The sequence below is a fragment of the Amycolatopsis sp. NPDC051758 genome (genome assembly GCF_044453095.1).
Taxonomy (GTDB): domain Bacteria; phylum Actinomycetota; class Actinomycetes; order Mycobacteriales; family Pseudonocardiaceae; genus Amycolatopsis.
Genome location: NZ_JBITCJ010000004.1, coordinates 527,487 through 543,043, shown reverse-complemented (window position 1 = coordinate 543,043; position 15,557 = coordinate 527,487). Strand labels below are relative to the sequence as shown.

20 protein-coding genes are annotated in these 15,557 nt (G+C 70.3%); 16 read left to right on the top strand and 4 right to left on the bottom strand.

Annotated elements, in window-relative coordinates; translation table 11 throughout:
- Positions 1 to 6 precede the first annotated feature (6 nt).
- From ACIA5G_RS22065 to ACIA5G_RS22050, 4 genes are all read left to right on the top strand, one after another.
- The gene (locus ACIA5G_RS22065; protein WP_395925957.1) at positions 7 to 969 is read left to right on the top strand and encodes a GlxA family transcriptional regulator; all 963 of its coding nucleotides are present in this window, start codon (positions 7 to 9) and stop codon (positions 967 to 969) included.
- Positions 966 to 1,739 (top strand): enoyl-CoA hydratase-related protein, encoded by a 774-nt coding sequence (locus tag ACIA5G_RS22060; protein WP_395925955.1) that lies wholly within the window; start codon positions 966 to 968, stop codon positions 1,737 to 1,739. The genes ACIA5G_RS22065 and ACIA5G_RS22060 overlap by 4 nt, the downstream gene beginning before the upstream one ends.
- Positions 1,740 to 1,802: 63 nt before the next feature.
- Complete coding sequence (locus ACIA5G_RS22055) at positions 1,803 to 2,303, top strand: TetR/AcrR family transcriptional regulator (protein WP_395925953.1); 501 nt, start codon at positions 1,803 to 1,805, stop codon at positions 2,301 to 2,303.
- On the top strand, positions 2,300 to 2,767 hold the full coding sequence (locus ACIA5G_RS22050) for a DUF2867 domain-containing protein (RefSeq protein WP_395925951.1): 468 nt from the start codon (positions 2,300 to 2,302) through the stop codon (positions 2,765 to 2,767). Before ACIA5G_RS22055 ends, ACIA5G_RS22050 begins: the two co-directional genes overlap by 4 nt.
- Here the strand turns inward: ACIA5G_RS22050 and ACIA5G_RS22045 are convergent.
- Positions 2,739 to 3,284 carry an NUDIX domain-containing protein gene (locus tag ACIA5G_RS22045; RefSeq protein WP_395925949.1) on the bottom strand — a complete coding sequence of 182 codons (546 nt, stop codon included), beginning with the start codon at positions 3,282 to 3,284 and terminating at the stop codon, positions 2,739 to 2,741. The genes ACIA5G_RS22050 and ACIA5G_RS22045 overlap by 29 nt on opposite strands.
- A 37-nt stretch (positions 3,285 to 3,321) precedes the next feature.
- On the opposite strand from ACIA5G_RS22045, the gene nucS reads away from it, so the two are divergent.
- The 10 genes from nucS (at position 3,322) to ACIA5G_RS21995 (ending at position 12,818) form a co-directional block, all read left to right on the top strand.
- Entirely contained in the window at positions 3,322 to 3,981 is a 660-nt protein-coding gene (nucS, locus tag ACIA5G_RS22040; protein ID WP_395925947.1) for an endonuclease NucS, read from the top strand.
- Between the two features lies 1 nt (position 3,982).
- Positions 3,983 to 4,189: a DUF1653 domain-containing protein gene (locus ACIA5G_RS22035; protein WP_395925945.1), complete on the top strand. Its 207-nt coding sequence runs from the start codon at positions 3,983 to 3,985 to the stop codon at positions 4,187 to 4,189.
- A gap of 364 nt (positions 4,190 to 4,553) precedes the next feature.
- Positions 4,554 to 5,330, top strand: coding sequence for a hypothetical protein (locus ACIA5G_RS22030; RefSeq protein ID WP_395925943.1), 777 nt, complete (start codon positions 4,554 to 4,556; stop codon positions 5,328 to 5,330).
- Positions 5,331 to 5,518: 188 nt separating this feature from the next.
- Positions 5,519 to 7,216 (top strand): sodium:solute symporter family protein, encoded by a 1,698-nt coding sequence (locus ACIA5G_RS22025; RefSeq protein WP_395925940.1) that lies wholly within the window; start codon positions 5,519 to 5,521, stop codon positions 7,214 to 7,216.
- Positions 7,217 to 7,230: 14 nt separating this feature from the next.
- Positions 7,231 to 7,515, top strand: coding sequence for a hypothetical protein (locus ACIA5G_RS22020; RefSeq protein ID WP_395925937.1), 285 nt, complete (start codon positions 7,231 to 7,233; stop codon positions 7,513 to 7,515).
- Between the two features lie 47 nt (positions 7,516 to 7,562).
- Positions 7,563 to 8,567 (top strand): DUF3558 domain-containing protein, encoded by a 1,005-nt coding sequence (locus ACIA5G_RS22015; RefSeq protein WP_395925935.1) that lies wholly within the window; start codon positions 7,563 to 7,565, stop codon positions 8,565 to 8,567.
- A gap of 67 nt (positions 8,568 to 8,634) precedes the next feature.
- Positions 8,635 to 9,636, top strand: coding sequence for a dihydroxyacetone kinase subunit DhaK (dhaK, locus tag ACIA5G_RS22010; protein WP_395925933.1), 1,002 nt, complete (start codon positions 8,635 to 8,637; stop codon positions 9,634 to 9,636).
- On the top strand, positions 9,636 to 10,265 hold the full coding sequence (gene dhaL, locus ACIA5G_RS22005; RefSeq protein ID WP_395925931.1) for a dihydroxyacetone kinase subunit DhaL: 630 nt from the start codon (positions 9,636 to 9,638) through the stop codon (positions 10,263 to 10,265). Before dhaK ends, dhaL begins: the two co-directional genes overlap by 1 nt.
- Entirely contained in the window at positions 10,262 to 10,933 is a 672-nt protein-coding gene (gene dhaM / locus ACIA5G_RS22000; RefSeq protein ID WP_395925929.1) for a dihydroxyacetone kinase phosphoryl donor subunit DhaM, read from the top strand. Before dhaL ends, dhaM begins: the two co-directional genes overlap by 4 nt.
- Positions 10,934 to 11,051: 118 nt before the next feature.
- On the top strand, positions 11,052 to 12,818 hold the full coding sequence (locus ACIA5G_RS21995; RefSeq protein ID WP_395925927.1) for a 3-hydroxyacyl-CoA dehydrogenase family protein: 1,767 nt from the start codon (positions 11,052 to 11,054) through the stop codon (positions 12,816 to 12,818).
- Here ACIA5G_RS21995 and tsaA read toward each other — a convergent pair whose 3' ends face one another.
- Genes tsaA through ACIA5G_RS21980 form a run of 3 tightly spaced genes read right to left on the bottom strand, consistent with a single transcriptional unit; the run spans position 12,819 to position 14,490 of the window.
- Complete coding sequence (gene tsaA, locus ACIA5G_RS21990) at positions 12,819 to 13,229, bottom strand: tRNA (N6-threonylcarbamoyladenosine(37)-N6)-methyltransferase TrmO (protein ID WP_395925925.1); 411 nt, start codon at positions 13,227 to 13,229, stop codon at positions 12,819 to 12,821. It abuts the gene before it with no gap.
- Positions 13,226 to 13,654: a nucleoside deaminase gene (locus ACIA5G_RS21985; protein ID WP_395925923.1), complete on the bottom strand. Its 429-nt coding sequence runs from the start codon at positions 13,652 to 13,654 to the stop codon at positions 13,226 to 13,228. The genes tsaA and ACIA5G_RS21985 overlap by 4 nt, the downstream gene beginning before the upstream one ends.
- On the bottom strand, positions 13,651 to 14,490 hold the full coding sequence (locus tag ACIA5G_RS21980) for an LLM class flavin-dependent oxidoreductase (RefSeq protein WP_395925921.1): 840 nt from the start codon (positions 14,488 to 14,490) through the stop codon (positions 13,651 to 13,653). Before ACIA5G_RS21980 ends, ACIA5G_RS21985 begins: the two co-directional genes overlap by 4 nt.
- A 93-nt stretch (positions 14,491 to 14,583) precedes the next feature.
- On the opposite strand from ACIA5G_RS21980, the gene ACIA5G_RS21975 reads away from it, so the two are divergent.
- Both ACIA5G_RS21975 and ACIA5G_RS21970 read left to right on the top strand, forming a co-directional pair.
- Positions 14,584 to 15,048, top strand: a complete 465-nt coding sequence (locus ACIA5G_RS21975) for an Lrp/AsnC family transcriptional regulator (RefSeq protein WP_395925919.1) — start codon at positions 14,584 to 14,586, stop codon at positions 15,046 to 15,048.
- Positions 15,032 to 15,556 (top strand): adenylate kinase, encoded by a 525-nt coding sequence (locus tag ACIA5G_RS21970; protein ID WP_395925917.1) that lies wholly within the window; start codon positions 15,032 to 15,034, stop codon positions 15,554 to 15,556. The genes ACIA5G_RS21975 and ACIA5G_RS21970 overlap by 17 nt, the downstream gene beginning before the upstream one ends.
- Position 15,557: the final 1 nt, after the last annotated feature.

Genomic DNA, 15,557 nt, shown 5'->3' with positions numbered 1-15,557 from the left:
TCTGCCATGCGCACGATCGGTGTTCTGCTGCTGCCGGGGACCCGGATGTTCGACCTCGCGGTGATCGGGGAGGTCTGGGGGCAGGACCGCACCGACAGCGGGATCGGCCCGTTCACCCTGCGGTTGTGCAGCCCGGGCCGGGTGCGGACGGCGGTGTCGCCGTTCGGCGACGTCGCGGCGACACACGGGCTGGCCGGGCTCGACGGCTGCGACCTCGTGCTCGCGCCGGGCCGCGACGACCCGCTCGCCTCGGTGCCACCGGCCGCCGTCGCCGCACTGCGGCGGACGCACCGCGCGGGCACGACCGTCGCCGCGTTGTGCTCCGGCGCGTTCACGCTGGCCGCCGCCGGCCTGCTCGACGGCCGTCCGGCGACGACGCACTGGCGCGACTTCGACACCCTCACCCGTGCCGCGCCGGGGGCCGACCTCCAGCGCGACGTGCTCTACACCGAGGCCGACGGCATCCTGACGTCGGCGGGCGTGGTCGGCGGCCTCGACCTCTGCCTGCACCTGGTCCGCCGCGACCACGGTGCCGACGTCGCCGCCTCGCTGGCCCGCCGGCTGGTGATGCCCCCGGCCCGGGAAGGCGGGCAGCGGCAGTACGTCGACAACCCGTTGCCCGGGAACAACTCGCAGCCCGGCCTGGCGTCCACAATGGACTGGGCGCTGGCGCGGCTGGGTTCCGGGATCGGCGTCGAGGACCTGGTCGGGCACGCGCGGATGAGCGAGCGGACGTTCCACCGGGAGTTCGCCGCGGCCGCCGGCGTGACGCCAGGGCGCTGGTTGCGCGTGCAACGCGTCCGGTACGCGCAGCGGCTGCTGGAGACGACCGAGCTGCCGGTCGAACGGGTCGCGCAGCGCTCCGGGCTGGGCACGGCGGCCAACCTGCGGCGGCGGATGCGGGCGGAGGTCGGCGTCGGGCCGGACAGCTATCGGCGCACATTCCGAAGGGTTACCGTCGAAGCATGACCGAGTACGAGCACATCCTGGTCAAGCGCGACGGCGACACCGTCACGATCACCATGAACCGCGCGGCGCGGCGCAACTCGCTGTCCGCGGATCACCTCACCGAGCTGCTGGCCGCGTTCCACGAGGCGGGGACGTCCGACGCGACCGGTGTTGTGCTGGCCGGCGCCGGACCGGTGTTCTCCGCCGGGCACGACTTCGGCGACGTCGCCGCGCGCGACCTGATGGGTGTCCGCGAGCTGCTGACGCTGTGCACGGACCTGATGCACACGATGCAGTCGATCCCGCAGGTCGTCGTCGCGCGGGTGCACGGCCTGGCCACGGCCGCGGGCTGCCAGCTGGTGGCGTCCTGCGATCTCGCGATCGCCGCCGAGTCCGCGGGCTTCGCCCTGCCGGGCGGCAAGGGCGGCTGGTTCTGCCACACTCCGGCGGTGCCGGTGGCGCGCTCGATCGGCCGCAAGCGGCTGATGGAGCTGGCACTGACCGGTGACGTCGTCGACGCGGCGACCGCGCTCGACTGGGGCCTGGTCAACCGCGTGGTCCCGGACGACACGCTCGACGACGCCGTCGCGGAGCTGCTGGCGCGGGCGACGCGCGGCAGCCGGGCCAGCAAGACCATGGGCAAGCTGACGCTGTACGCCCAGCTCGACCGCCCCGAGGCCGACGCGTACGCGATCGCGCTGGAGGTCATGGCTTCGGCGTCGCAGCTGCCCGGCGCCCGCGAGGGCATGGCCGCGTTCCTGGAGAAGCGCAAGCCTTCCTGGCCCGACTGAGCCGCCCCGGCCCGGGCGGCCTTTGTCGTGGCCACGGACCATACCATACTGTATGGTATGGCCATGGCGAGCAAGCGGGACTGGCTGGACGCGGGACTGGCACTGCTGGCGGAGCAGGGCGCGCCGTCGGTGACCATCGAGCGGCTGACCGAGCGGCTCGGGCTGTCGAAAGGCTCCTTCTACCACCACTTCAAGGGCATGGGCGGCTACCGCACCGCCCTGCTGGAGCACTTCGAGACCGAACGCACCACGCGGTTCATGGAGCAGGCCGAGCAGGCGCGGGGTGACCGGCTGCGCACGCTGATGGAGCTCGTGCTGGCGCCGGGGCCCGGGCCGGAGCTCGAGATCGCCGTCCGGGCCTGGGCCCTGCAGGACGCCGAGGCTCGCGAAGTGCAGGCCCGCATCGACCGCACCCGGGCGGACTACCTGACCGAGGTCTGCGGTGACGCCGAACTCGGCCAGGCGCTGTACCTGATCGTCGTCGGCGCAGGGCAGGTCGTTCCGCCGCTGTCCGGCCGCCGGCTGAAGAGTGCGTTGGAACTCGTTCTGGGGAGAGCAAGATGACCGAGCCTTTTGCCGACGGCGCCGACTACGTCGAATTCAAGGAGATCAGCAGCGAGAACAGCCTGCGCGAGTTCGTGGCGGGTCTGTTCGGCTGGTCACCGGTCTGGGTGAAGGCCTTGTTCGGCGTCCGATACGTGCTCGCGAAGGCACTGCGGCTGGACACCGCGGCGGTTCCGCGCAGTGGCCGGCTCCGGCCCGAAGACGTCGGGTTCGAGGCGGGCGACCGGGTCGCGTTCTTCACCGTCCGCGCCGGCGACCCCGAGCGGTACCTGGTCGCGGGTGTGGACGACAGTCACCTGAGCGGGTACCTGACCGTCGAAGCCCTGCCCGGCGCCCGGTTCCGGCTCGGCACGATCGTGCACTTCCACAACCGCGTCGGCCCGGCCTACTTCGCGCTGATCAAGCCGTTCCACCACCTGGTGATCCGCGGGATGCTCAAGGCCGGTGCCGCTCGGCCAGCATGAGCTGCGCCCACGCGGCGATCGACTGGGCGTCGGCGATCTCGCCGCCGAGGATCATCTTCTCGATGTCCGCGCGCGAGAACCACGCGCTGCGCATGTCCTGCTCTTCGTGCTCGCGCTCCGGCTCGCCCTCGGTGATGTCCGTGGCGTGGAACACCCAGCCGCGCTGGCTGCTCATGCCGGCCGCGAGGTCGAGCCGCCCGAGCGTGACCATCGAGCCGGCCCGCAGCCCGGTTTCCTCACGCAGTTCGCGGGCCGCGAGCTCGCCGGGCGAAAATTCGTCCTGGTCCGGCGCGGTGCCCTGCGGGAACTCCCACCGGCGCGCGCCGACGGGGTAGCGGAACTGCTCGACCAGCCGGAACCGGTCACCGTCCTGGGCGATGACAAGCGCGAAGGCCGGTTTGTCGACGACGCCGTAAACACCGGTCGAGCCGTCCGAGCGGCGGATCTCGTCTTCCCGCACGCTCATCCAGTTGTTCCGGTACACCTCACGGGACGCGACACGCTGAATGGGGTCCACGCGCTCAGTATCACCGACTCTGTCCTACCCTCCTCGGGTGCGTCTCGTGATCGCGCGGTGCCAGGTCGACTACGCCGGCCGGCTCACCGCCCACCTGCCGATGGCCACCCGTCTGTTGCTCGTGAAGTCCGACGGGTCGGTGTCCGTCCACTCCGACGACCGGGCGTACAAGCCGTTGAACTGGATGAGCCCGCCCTGCTGGCTGATCGAGGACGGCAAGATCTGGATCGTCGAAAACAAGCAGGGCGAGAAGCTGGTGATCTCGATCGACGAGATCTTCCACGACTACTCCCAGGCCCTCGGCGCGGAACCGGGCCTGCAGAAGGACGGCGTCGAAGCGCACCTGCAGGAACTGCTGGCCGAGCACATCAAGACCCTCGGCGACGGCTACACCCTGGTCCGCCGCGAGTTCCCGACGGCGATCGGCCCGGTCGACATCATGGCCCGCGACGCCGACGGCGGCTCGGTGGCGGTGGAGATCAAGCGCCGCGGCGAAATCGACGGTGTCGAGCAGCTCACCCGGTACCTGGAGCTGCTGAACCGCGACCCGCTGCTGGCGCCCGTGCAGGGAGTGTTCGCGGCGCAGATCATCAAGCCGCAGGCGCGGACCCTGGCGGAGGACCGCGGGATCCGGTGCTTGACCCTGGACTACGACGAGCTCCGCGGCATCGAGTCCGACGAGTTCCGGCTGTTCTGACGTGCAGCCCGGTCGCTACGTCCACTACAAGGGCGGCGAATACGAGGTGCTCGGCGTGGCCCGGCACAGCGAGACCGAAGAGGAGCTCGTGGTGTACCGCGCGCTGTACGGTTCGCGGGGCCTGTGGGTGCGCCCGGCGGGGATGTTCGGCGAGACCGTCGAGACGGACGGTGGTCCGGTGCCTCGCTTCCGGCGCGTGGGTGACTGAAGCCGGGACGGCCCCTTCGGGCAGCCGGGAGTGCCGATACCGAACCGATGCCGAATTGCGGTATCTGATTCCCCGCTGATTACTCCGCCAGGAAATCGTTAACCCGATAGGCGACCGTGAAGTGATCAGATCTTTTCCCTTCCCGTCTTTGTGCGCTATTCGGGTGAGTTGGGGATCTCAATAGCTTGACTCGTGCGACACTCGATTTCGAGGGGTTCCGCCGGTGCGTCCGGCGTGGCCGGAGGGTGGTGCGCTCGGCCGTCTTTCTTTGTCGTGCCTACGTTTTCGTCCGCCTTCGAGCTCGGTGTGCGCATGCCCGTCCGGCCGGTGTGCGCGCGTTTTCGCCTGCACGGAGGAGGAAGTCATGCGTTATCGCCCACTCGGTTCCGATCCGGCCGACCCGCGCCTGGGGCGGTTCATTCCGGACGACTGGCGGCACGTGGAAAGGTATCCGCTGACCGCGCTGTCCGACGACGACCGGCCCACCCGGGCGCCGGTCGTGATCGGGGTCAACTGGTACGCCGCGTTCGACACCCCGGAACAGGACGAGGCCTCCGGTGAGTTCTTCATCGCGAAGGCCGGCGTCGCGAAGCTCGGCCGGATCCGCGGCGGGCACTGCGTGTGCCTCGAGCCGGGCGGCACTCCGGACACCGACGCCTGGTACGCGTTCTACGACCAGGGCCGCGAAGGCGCCTGCGTCGGGTTCGGCTGGTCGCGCTGCATGTCGATCTTCAACGGCAGCGAGTACGCCGCCCGCTGGCTCTGGGACTCGGCCAAGAAGCGCGACGAGTGGCCCGAGACCAACCCCGGCGACGACAACGGCACGTCCGTCCGCGCGGCCGCCGAGGTGCTCGCCGAGGCCGGCCACGTCCTGTGGGACGAGTCCTACGCCGAAGACGACTGGCAGACCCGTGAGAAGTACGCGCCCGAAGGCAAGCAGGGCATCAAGGCCTTCCGCTGGGCGCAGTCGGTCGACGACGTGCACGCCGTGCTCGCCAACCCGCGCGCCGACGAGCTCGGCGCGGTGCCGCTGCTCAACTCGTGGGGCCCCGGCTACCCGCACCGGACCTACCTGCCCGACGAGGTGCTCGCCCGGCTGATCGAAGAAGAGGGCGAGATCGCCGTCCCGACCGATCGGTGATCAACACCCGCTCCCGCGGCGCTTGACCTGAGGGCGCGTTTCTCCTGGTGACAGCCGGGGGGACGCGCCCTCAGGCCACTTTGGACCGGTCAACGTGCCGACCCTGAATCCATGCAGTACTGTCCGGATCCGACAGGACAGTGGTGATTCCTGTGGGTTGTTGTCCAGTTTGAAAAGAGGTGGGTCGGGTGCTCGTCCTAGCCGATGCGAACCTGCGACTCGACGCGAGCGCGATCGACTACATCGAGTTGGCGTTCTACTTCGTGCTCGTACTCGGCATCGGGTACCTGGCACGGCGTCAAGTGTCCAGCAGTCTCGACTTCTTCCTGTCGGGCCGCTCGCTGCCCGCCTGGGTCACCGGCCTGGCGTTCATCTCGGCGAACCTCGGCGCGGTCGAGGTCATGGGCATGTCGGCCAACGGCGCCCAGTACGGCCTGCCGACCGTGCACTACTTCTGGATCGGCGCGATCCCGGCGATGCTGTTCCTCGGCATCGTGATGATGCCGTTTTACTACGGCTCCAAGGTCCGCAGTGTTCCCGAGTTCATGCGCCGCCGCTTCGGCAAGCCGGCGCACCTCGTCAACGGCGTCAGCTTCGCCGCCGCTCAGATCCTGATCGCGGGCGCGAACCTGTTCCTGCTGGCCAGCGTCGTGAACCTGCTGCTGGGCTGGCCGCTCTGGGTGTCGATCATCATCGCCGCCGTGATCGTCCTCTCCTACACCGCGCTCGGCGGCCTCTCCGCCGCGATCTACAACGAAGTGCTGCAGTTCTTCGTGATCGTCATCGCGCTGGTGCCGCTGACGATCATCGGCCTGGTCAAGGTCGGCGGCTGGCAGGGCCTGGTCGACAAGGTGACCAACAGCCCGGGCGGCACCGCGCAGCTGCACTCGTGGCCCGGTGACAACCTGACCGGCTTCGGCAACAACATCCTCTCGATCCTCGGCATCGTGTTCGGTCTGGGCTTCGTGCTCTCCTTCGGGTACTGGACGACGAACTTCGTCGAGGTCCAGCGCGCGATGGCGTCGAAGAGCATGTCCGCCGCGCGGCGCACGCCGATCATCGGCGCGTTCCCGAAGATGCTGGTCCCGTTCATCGTGATCATCCCCGGCATGATCGCCGCGGTCACCGTGTCCGAGTACGTCAAGGACAAGCAGGTCCTGCTGGACGGCGGCACCGCGGAAAGCGGCGTCACCTTCAACAACGCGCTCCTGCTGCTGATGCGCGACCTGCTCCCGAACGGCATGCTCGGCATCGCGATCGCCGGCCTGCTGGCGTCGTTCATGGCCGGCATGGCCGCGAACCTCAGCTCGTTCAACACCGTCTTCACGTACGACATCTGGCAGACCTACATCAAGAAGGACAAGCCGGACGGCTACTACCTGCGCCTCGGCCGCATCGTGACGTCGGCGGGCACGGTCCTCGCCATCGGCACCGCGTTCATCGCGTCGAACTCCGGCAACATCCTGAACTACCTGCAGGACCTGTTCTCGTTCTTCAACGCGCCGCTGTTCGCGACGTTCATCCTGGGCATGTTCTGGAAGCGGATGACCCCGCACGCCGGCTGGAGCGGCCTGGTGCTCGGCACCGCATCCGCGGTCACGGTGTGGGGCCTGTCCCAGGCCGGGGTGCTCGGCCTCACCGGCCAGGGCATCAGCTTCGTCGCCGCGGGCACGGCCTTCGTCGTCGACATCGTGGTGAGCGTCGTCGTCTCGCTGGCGACCAAGCCGAAGCCGGACGAAGAGCTGGTCGGGCTGGTCTACTCGCTGACGCCGAAGTCGACGCGGCAGCACGACGACACCGGCGAGAACGCGGGCTGGTACCGCAGGCCGGGCCTGCTCGCGGGCATCGTGCTCATCCTGACCATCGCCCTCAACGTCATCTTCTAGGAGGTCTGACGGTCATGGCTACTGAGTCCACTTCACAGCCCAAGAAGGCGGGCGCTTTCGACATCCGGCTGATCATCGCCCTGCTGATCGGCGTCTACGGCGTCATCCTCACGGTGATGGGCGCCTTCTTCACCTCCGACGCGGAGCTGAAGAAGGCAGCGGACGTCAACATCAACCTGTGGGCCGGCCTCGGCATGCTGGTGGTTTCGGCGCTGTTCATCATCTGGGCCAAGGTCCGGCCGCTGGTCGTGCCCGCCGAGCCCGAGACCGAAGACGCGGCGCCCACCACGGGTGAATAGCCGGGTTGTCCGGACAGCGGCGCGAGGTTGCCGCTACCGTGCATCGCGTGTTCCCTGATGTTCGGCGCCGCCGTCTCCCGAAGCTGTTCCTGCTGGTCACCGCCCTCGCACTGCCGCTGACCGCGTGCGGGCCGGACCTCGGCCGGTCCAACTTCGCGCGGACGACGGTGCCGGCCGCGGCCGGCACCGGCCAGGTCGCCGACGGCCCGATCACCGACGCTGCGGTGGCGGCGAACGTGCTGCGCACGATCAAGCCGTGCCAGTTCCTGACCAAGGACGCGCTCGGCGCGCTCGGCCTCGGCACGGTCGAGGAGGACCCGTCGCCGTCGTCGATCGCCTTCGACCGGTGCACCAACAAGGTGAAGGACCCCGGCGGCAAGGAGATCCGGTTCGACTTCGAGATCGGCAGCACCCTGCTGCCGCGGGCGGACAAGACGGCCGGGCAGGTCGGCGGGCTGCCGCTGCGGGTGAACAAGACCGACGAGAGCGACTGCACGGTCGCCGCGATGACGGCGCTGAACCCGGACAACGCCCTGGTGCTGACGGTCGCCTACGCCAGTGACCCCTGCCGTCCCGGCCAGGCGGTGATGGACGCCGTCGTGCAGAAGCTGCACAACTCGCCGGAGAAGTACTCGACACCGCCGGGCACCCTGCTGAGCGCCGACCCGTGCACGATGGCCGACACGACGGTGGTCGCCTCCGCCGTCCCGTCGGCGAAGTCCGCGCCGTCCGGGCTGCACTCGTGCGAGTGGCAGAGCAACGGCGGCGACCCCACGGTGACCGTCGAGTTCCTGCCGGGCCTGCCCCCGATCGTCGGGGACGGTTACTCCAAGGTGGACCTCGGCAACGGGGTCACGGGGTACCAGAAGCCGGGCACGACGAGCTCGGCGCAGTGCCAGGTGGAGTGGCAGCACCGGCCGTGGCAGGGCGACGACGTCGAACTGGCCCAAGTGGACTACCGGAGCCTCGACGGCAAACCGGACGCCGACGACCCGTGCGGCAAGGCCGTGACCGTCGCGAAGAACGTGGTCACCAAGCTCCCCAAACCCTGACCTGGCGGTCGGCCTCGCGGAGATGTAGGAAGGGGACACCCCACCCGCCGATGTGCCGGAGGTTGCCGTGAAGAAGATCATCAACGATCCGGCGAACGTGGTCGTGGAGTCGCTGCGGGGCCTCGCCGCCGCGCACGCCGACATCCTCCGCGTCCAGGAGGACCCGGACGTCGTGGTCCGGGCCGACGCGCCGGTCGCGGGCAAGGTCGCCGTCATCTCCGGCGGCGGGTCCGGGCACGAGCCGCTGCACGGCGGATTTGTCGGCCCCGGCATGCTCGCCGCCGCCGTGCCGGGCGCGGTGTTCACCTCGCCGACGCCGGACGCCGTGCAAGCCGCCGTCACCGCGACCACCGGCGAGGCGGGCGCCCTGCTCATCGTCAAGAACTACACCGGTGACGTGCTGAACTTCGAGACGGCCGCCGAGCTGGCCGCCGCCGAGGGCCTCGAGGTGCGCAGCGTCGTGATCGACGACGACGTCGCGGTCAAGGACTCGACCTACACCGCGGGCCGCCGCGGGGTCGGCGGCACGGTGCTGCTGGAGAAGATCACCGGCGCCGCCGCCGAGCGCGGCGACTCGCTCGACGCGGTGACCGCGCTGGCGCAGAAGGTGATCGGCCAGGTGCGCTCGATCGGTGTGGCGCTGACCGCGCCGACCGTGCCGCACGCCGGCACCCCGAGCTTCGACCTCGGCGAGGGTGAGATCGAGTTCGGCATCGGCATCCACGGCGAGCCCGGCCGCGAGCGGATCCCGCTCGAACCGGCCGACGCGCTGGTGGCGCGGCTGGTCCAGGCCGTGGTGGAGGACCTGCCGTTCGAGTCCGGCGACCGCGTGCTGCTGTTCACGAACTCGATGGGCGGCACCCCGCTCGTCGAGCTCTACCTGGCGCACGGCATCGCCGAGCGGCTGCTGGCCGAGCGTGGGATCGTGGTCGAACGCCGGCTGGTCGGGCCGTACATCACCAGCCTCGAGATGCAGGGGATGAGTCTGACGTTGCTCAAACTGGACGACGAGCTGACCGAGCTCTGGGACGCGCCGGTCAACACCGCGGCGCTGCGGTGGGGGGTCTGATGGCCTGCAAGTCCGAAGGTGTCGCGGCTGCCGTGCGGGCCGCCGCGGCGGTCGTCGGCGAGCACCGGGTCGAGCTGAGCGAGCTCGACCGCGCGATCGGCGACGGTGACCACGGCGAGAACCTGAACCGCGGGTTCACCGCCGTGGTCGCGGCGCTCGACGCGAACCCGCCGGACACGCCGGGCGGGGTGCTGAAGCTCGTCGCGACCACGTTGATCTCCAAGGTCGGCGGGGCCGCGGGACCGTTGTACGGCACGGCTTTCCTGCGTGCCTCGGCCAAGCTGGGCACGGCCGCGGACCTCGACGTCCCGGCCCTGCTGGACGCGCTGCGCGCCGGGCTCGAAGGTGTCCAGGCCCGCGGGAAGGCCGTCGGCGGCGACGCGACCATGGTCGACGCCCTGATCCCCGCGGTCTCGGCCGCGGAGAAGGCGGCCGAGGACGGCGGTGACGTCGCCGCGGTGCTGACCGCGGCGGCCGACGCGGCCGACCGCGGTGCGGAGTCCACAGTGGACCTGGTGCCGCGCAAGGGCCGGGCGTCCTACCTGGGTGAGCGCGCGGTGGGACACATGGACCCGGGTGCGCGTTCGTCGGCCCTGCTGCTGCGCGCGTTCGCGGGAGCCGCCCGGTGAGCGTCGGAATCGTGCTCGTGTCGCACAGCGCGAAGCTCGCGGAAGGCCTGGCCGAGCTGGCCGCCCAGATGGCGCCGGACGTCAGGATCGCGGCGGCCGGCGGCCTGTCCGACGGCTCGATCGGCACGGACTACGACGAGGTGGTCGCCGCCACCCAGCGTGCCGACTCCGGCGACGGCGTGGTGCTGCTCTACGACCTCGGCAGCGCGCAGATGACCGCCGAGCTCGCGATCGAGTCGCTGGCCGACCCCTCGGCCGCCGTTGTCGCGGACGGCCCGCTGGTCGAAGGCGCGATCGCGGCGGCGGTCGCGGCGCAGGCGGGGCAGGACCGCAAGGCGGTGGCGGCGGCCGCCGCGGCGGCCGGGATGCCCGAGGACCTGGCTCCTTCGGAGGCGACGGCCGGCGGGGACGAGATCGAGCTGGAGCTGCACAACGAAGTCGGCCTGCACGCGCGGCCGGCCGCGGTGCTGGTGCGCGCGCTGAGCGAGTTCGACGCCGAAGTCACCGTGCGGCTCGGCGAGCAGGAGGCCGACGCCAAGAGCGTGCTGGCGCTGATGTCGCTGGGCGCCCGCCAAGGTGACCGGATCCGCGTGCAAGCTCGCGGCCCGCAGGCTGCCGCCGCGCTGAACAAGGCGAAAGAGCTGGTGGACGGCAATTTCGGCGAGTGAAGCCGGGGTGCCGACCGGGTGACTTGCCCGGTTCTGACTCGATTCCGTCTGGGCTTCCGAAGGTTCGGCGTGGCAGTATCGGGGCAATTACCGGCGAGTAACATCACTGGAGGCCTCGATGGCGCGGGACATCTCGACAGTCGGAGTGGTCGGCCTCGGCACGATGGGGGCCGGTATCGCCGAAGTGCTCGCGCGCAGCGGGCTCGACGTCGTCACGGTCGAGCTCGACCAGGCGAGCGTCGAGCGGGGGCGCGGCCACCTGCGGCACTCCACCGATCGGGCGCTCTCGGGCGGCAAGCTCGACGAAGCCGGCCGTGAGGCGCTGCTGGCCCGGATCCGGTACAGCACTTCGCTGTCGGATCTGTCCGAAGTGGACCTCGTGATCGAGGCGATCCCGGAAAGCCTCGAGCTGAAGGCCGAGGTGTTCACCGAGCTGGACAAGATCACCCGGCCGGACGTCGTGTTCGTGTCCAACACGTCGTCGTTGTCCATCACCGAGATCGGCGTGCACACCGCGCGCCCCGGCAAGGTCGTCGGCATGCACTTCTTCAACCCGGCGCCGGTGCTGAAGCTCGTCGAGATCGTGAAGACGGTGGTGACCGAGCCGGAGGTGGTCACCGAGGTCGTCGCGTTCGCCGAGCGGCTCGGCAAGACGCCGGTGGTGATCGGCGACCGCGCCGGGTTCATCGCGAACGCGCTGCTGTTCGGTTACCTCAACCACGCGGTGCGGATGTACGAGCAGCGCTATGCCACCCGCGAGGACCTCGACGCCGCGATGCGCTTCGGCTGCGGTTACCCGATGGGCCCGCTGGCGCTGCTCGACCTGATCGGGCTGGACACCGCGAACGAGATCCTCGACACGATGTACCACCAGTCCCGCAACCGTCTGCACGCGCCGGCGCCGCTGCTCAAGCAGATGATCACGGCGGGCCTGCTCGGCCGCAAGACCGGCCGCGGGTTCTACACCTACGACGCACCGGATTCGCCGAACGTGGTCGCCTCCGCGGCTGCGTCCACTGTGGAGGGTGTGCCGCCGCGCCCGGTCGCGCGGGTGGGTGTGGTCGGCACCGGGACGATGGCCACCGGCATCGCGGAGGTGTTCGCGAAGCGTGGTCTCGACGTCGTGCTGCGGGCCCGGAGCCTGGAGAAGGCCCAGGCGTCCGTGGCGAAGGTGAAGAAGTCGCTCGACAAGGCCGTGGTCAAGGGCAAACTGTCCGAAGAGGACGCTGCTGCCGCGTTGGGGAGGATCACCCCGGTCACCGACTTCGAAGCACTGGCCGACGTCGACCTGGTCGTCGAGGCGGTGGCCGAGGAGCTTTCGGTGAAGCAGGCGGTGTTCGCGGCACTGGACGAGGTGGTCCGCCCCGGCGCCGTCCTCGCCACGACGACGTCTTCGCTGCCGGTCATCGAGTGCGCGGCGGCGACGTCCCGGCCCTCCGACGTGGTCGGGCTGCACTTCTTCAACCCGGCCCCGGTGATGAAGCTGGTCGAGGTGGTGTCGACGATCGCAACGGCCCCGGACGTGGTGGCGACGGCCAGCGCGGTCTGCGGCGCGGTCGGCAAACACGCCGTCCACTGCGGCGACCGAGCCGGCTTCATCGTCAACGCGCTGCTGTTCCCGTACCTCAACGACGCGGTGAAGATGCTGGAAGCGCATTACGCGGGCGCGAACGACATCGACACGGCCATGAAGGTCGGCTGCGGCCTGCCGATGGGCCCGTTCGAGCTCCTGGACGTCGTCGGCCTGGACGTTTCGCTGGCCATCCAGCGGACGCTCTACAACGAGTTCCGCGAGGAAGGCTTCGCGCCGGCGCCGCTGCTGGAGCACCTCGTGACCGCGGGCCGGCTGGGCCGGAAGACCGGGAAGGGCTTCAAGGACTACTGATCAGCGCTCGGCCACCTCGCCGAGGACCGGTTTCACGTCGAGCACCGGGGTGCCGTCGATCGCCTCCAGGCCCGTCACCGTGAGCGTTCCGTTCTCGACCGCTGCCACCGTGACCACGTGGAGGCCGATCGGGTTCGGGCGGTCTGGTGAGCGCGTCGAGAACACGCCGGTGCTCGGGCGGTCCGGGTTGCCGCGCGGATGGACCGCCTGGACCGCACGGTCGGCTTCGTGCAGCCAGGTGAGGAGGACCAGGCGGTCACCGGGGCGGAGGTCGGCCGCCGCGCGGTGGAACTCGGGGGTGAACACCACGCGGGCCGGGGGTGCTCCTTCGTCACCCTGCTTCGGGGCCGTCGAACGGTCCGTCAAGGGCGACGCCACCCGCGCCACCGGGTGGACGTCGTAGCTCGTCACTTGTAATAGCCCTCAACCGGCACGCGGGCCTCGTCGAACAGGGCCGGGCCGTCGAGCTTGTGCTCGCCCCAGGTGACCGGCGGGCGCAATGTGAGGAACTGCTCGGTCGACAGCGCGTAGACGACGCGGCCGAGCCCGGACCGCTCGATCGCGCCGGTGCACATCCCGCACGGTTGTGTGCTGGTGAACATCGTGGTCGCCGCCGCGGTTTCCGGGTCCAGGTTCTGGGCCGCCCAGCGGGCGAGCTTCAGCTCCGGGTGGGCCGTGATGTCGTTGTCCGTCAACGACGTGTTGCGGTCCTCGGCCAGGACCTGGCCGTCGGCGTCGGCCAGCAGCGAGCCGAACGGCGGGTTGCCGTGTTCTTCGCGCGCCTCGCGGGCGAGCTCGATCGCTCGCCGCAACAGGGTCAGTTCGGTGTCGTTCACCGGTTCTCCTTCCAGGACGCGGCCACTGCCGCGAGATCACGCCACGCCGCCTCCGGGTGGAGGGTTTCGGCGGGGTCCGAGTCGAACGGGTCGAGCACGACGGTTTCCGCGCCCATGCCCCGCAACTGCGCCAGGTCGTCGAGGACCTGGTCGAGGGTGCCTTCACCGGCGCGCCGATCCGGCCCGGTCAGCGGGGTGCCGGTGATGCGCAGCAGGATCCGCGGCGCGAACGTGGGCACCGGCCGGTCGCCGGCCAGCTTTTCCAGGCGCCCCAACGTGTCCCGGAAGCCGGTCATGGTCATCCGCAGCGGGTGCCACGCGTCGCCGAGCTCCAGCGCCCGGCGCAGCCCGGCGTCACTGTGGCCGCCGAGCCAGAGCGGGATCGGGCCGGCGCGGTAGTCGTCCTGGTCGGCCCAGGCCGCGCGGATCGTCCGGAGGTACTCGGTGGTGAGCTTGCCACGCTGCTCGAACGGCACGCCCAGCGCGTCGAACTCCTGCTTCGCCCAGCCGATACCGGCGCCGAGCACCAACCGCCCGCCGCTGAGCGCGTCGAGGTTCGCCGCCATCCGGGCCACCAGCAAGGGATGCCGGTAGGGCACGACCAGCACCGTGGTGCCCAGCCGCACGCGCTCGGTCACCCCGGCCAGCCACGACAGCGTCGTGAACGGCTCGTAGAACGGCGCCGGGTACTGCCCGGCGACGTCGGGGGTGATCGCGACGTGGTCGGACACCATCAGCAGGTCGTAGCCGAGGCCCTCCACCGTCTGCGCCCACGCGCGCAGCGCGCCCGGGTCCGTGCCGGGGCCGAAGTTGGGGACGTTCACGCCGATCTTCACCGCCAAAGGCTATCGACGTTGAAGCCGTGATCGGAAGGGAGTGATCACGGCGTTCGGCGGCTTCGGCCGTGGATCTCGCGGTATATTCAGCGGATGACCGAGAGTCTCGATCCGACGGACTGGGCCATCCTGGTCGAGCTCCAGCGCGACGCCCGGCTGCCGCTGACCGAGCTGGGCCGCCGCGTGAACCTCAGCGCGTCCGCGACGACCGAACGGCTCCGGCGGCTCGAGACCACCGGGGTGATCACCGGGTACCGAGCGGACATCGATCTCGGCAAGGTCGGCTACGCCGTGCTCGCCGTCGTGCGGCTCAAGTACCCGGGCAGCCGCCACGAGCCGCTGCACAAGCTGCTCGCCGAGCGTTTCGAGATCCTCGAATGCGTGCGCACGACGGGAGACGACTGCTACACGCTCAAGGTCGCCGCGGCCTCGATGGCCCACCTCGAGCACACGATGGACGAGCTGGCCCAGTTCGGCAGCACGACCACGAGCATCGTCTACAGCCAGACCCTGCCTTACCGCGGACCGCAGGAGCCCGCTCGTGACTTCGGGTCCTGAGCGGATCGTCGTCTACGGCGTCACCGGATCGGGCAAGTCGACGCTCGCCGCGCTGATCGCCGAGCGCACCGGCCTCCCGTACCACTCGGCGGACGACCTCAGCTGGCAGCCCGGCTGGGTCCCGGTGCCCGACGAGGAGCAGCGCCGCCGGATCGCCGAGCTCTGCGCGGGCGACCGCTGGGTCCTCGACGCCGCCTACGGCAAGTGGCGCGACCTCGTGCTGGCCCGCACCGAGCTGGTCGTCGGGCTCGACTACCCGCGCTGGCTTTCGCTGGGCCGCCTGGTGCGGCGGACGCTGGTGCGGTCGGTGACCCGGGTCCGGATCTGCAACGGCAACGTCGAGTCGTTCCGCCAGGCGTTCTCCGCCGACTCGATCATCCGCTGGCACTTCACGTCGTTCGCGAACAAGCGGGCGCGCATCCGGGCCTGGGCCGCCGAGTCACCCGGGCCGGAGATCGTCCGGCTGACGTCGCCGCGCCAGACCCGCCAGTGGCTTAAGACGCTCTGAA

Bases quoted from the DNA above. Each gene is read 5' to 3' on its own strand.
- ACIA5G_RS22065 (WP_395925957.1), top strand. From the start codon at position 7: ATGCGCACGATCGGTGTTCTGCTGCTGCCGGGGACCCGGATGTTCGAC.
- ACIA5G_RS22060 (WP_395925955.1), top strand. From the start codon at position 966: ATGACCGAGTACGAGCACATCCTGGTCAAGCGCGACGGCGACACCGTC.
- ACIA5G_RS22055 (WP_395925953.1), top strand. From the start codon at position 1,803: ATGGCGAGCAAGCGGGACTGGCTGGACGCGGGACTGGCACTGCTGGCG.
- ACIA5G_RS22050 (WP_395925951.1), top strand. From the start codon at position 2,300: ATGACCGAGCCTTTTGCCGACGGCGCCGACTACGTCGAATTCAAGGAG.
- ACIA5G_RS22030 (WP_395925943.1), top strand. From the start codon at position 4,554: ATGCGTTATCGCCCACTCGGTTCCGATCCGGCCGACCCGCGCCTGGGG.
- ACIA5G_RS22020 (WP_395925937.1), top strand. From the start codon at position 7,231: ATGGCTACTGAGTCCACTTCACAGCCCAAGAAGGCGGGCGCTTTCGAC.
- dhaL (WP_395925931.1), top strand. From the start codon at position 9,636: ATGGCCTGCAAGTCCGAAGGTGTCGCGGCTGCCGTGCGGGCCGCCGCG.
- ACIA5G_RS21995 (WP_395925927.1), top strand. From the start codon at position 11,052: ATGGCGCGGGACATCTCGACAGTCGGAGTGGTCGGCCTCGGCACGATG.
- ACIA5G_RS21975 (WP_395925919.1), top strand. From the start codon at position 14,584: ATGACCGAGAGTCTCGATCCGACGGACTGGGCCATCCTGGTCGAGCTC.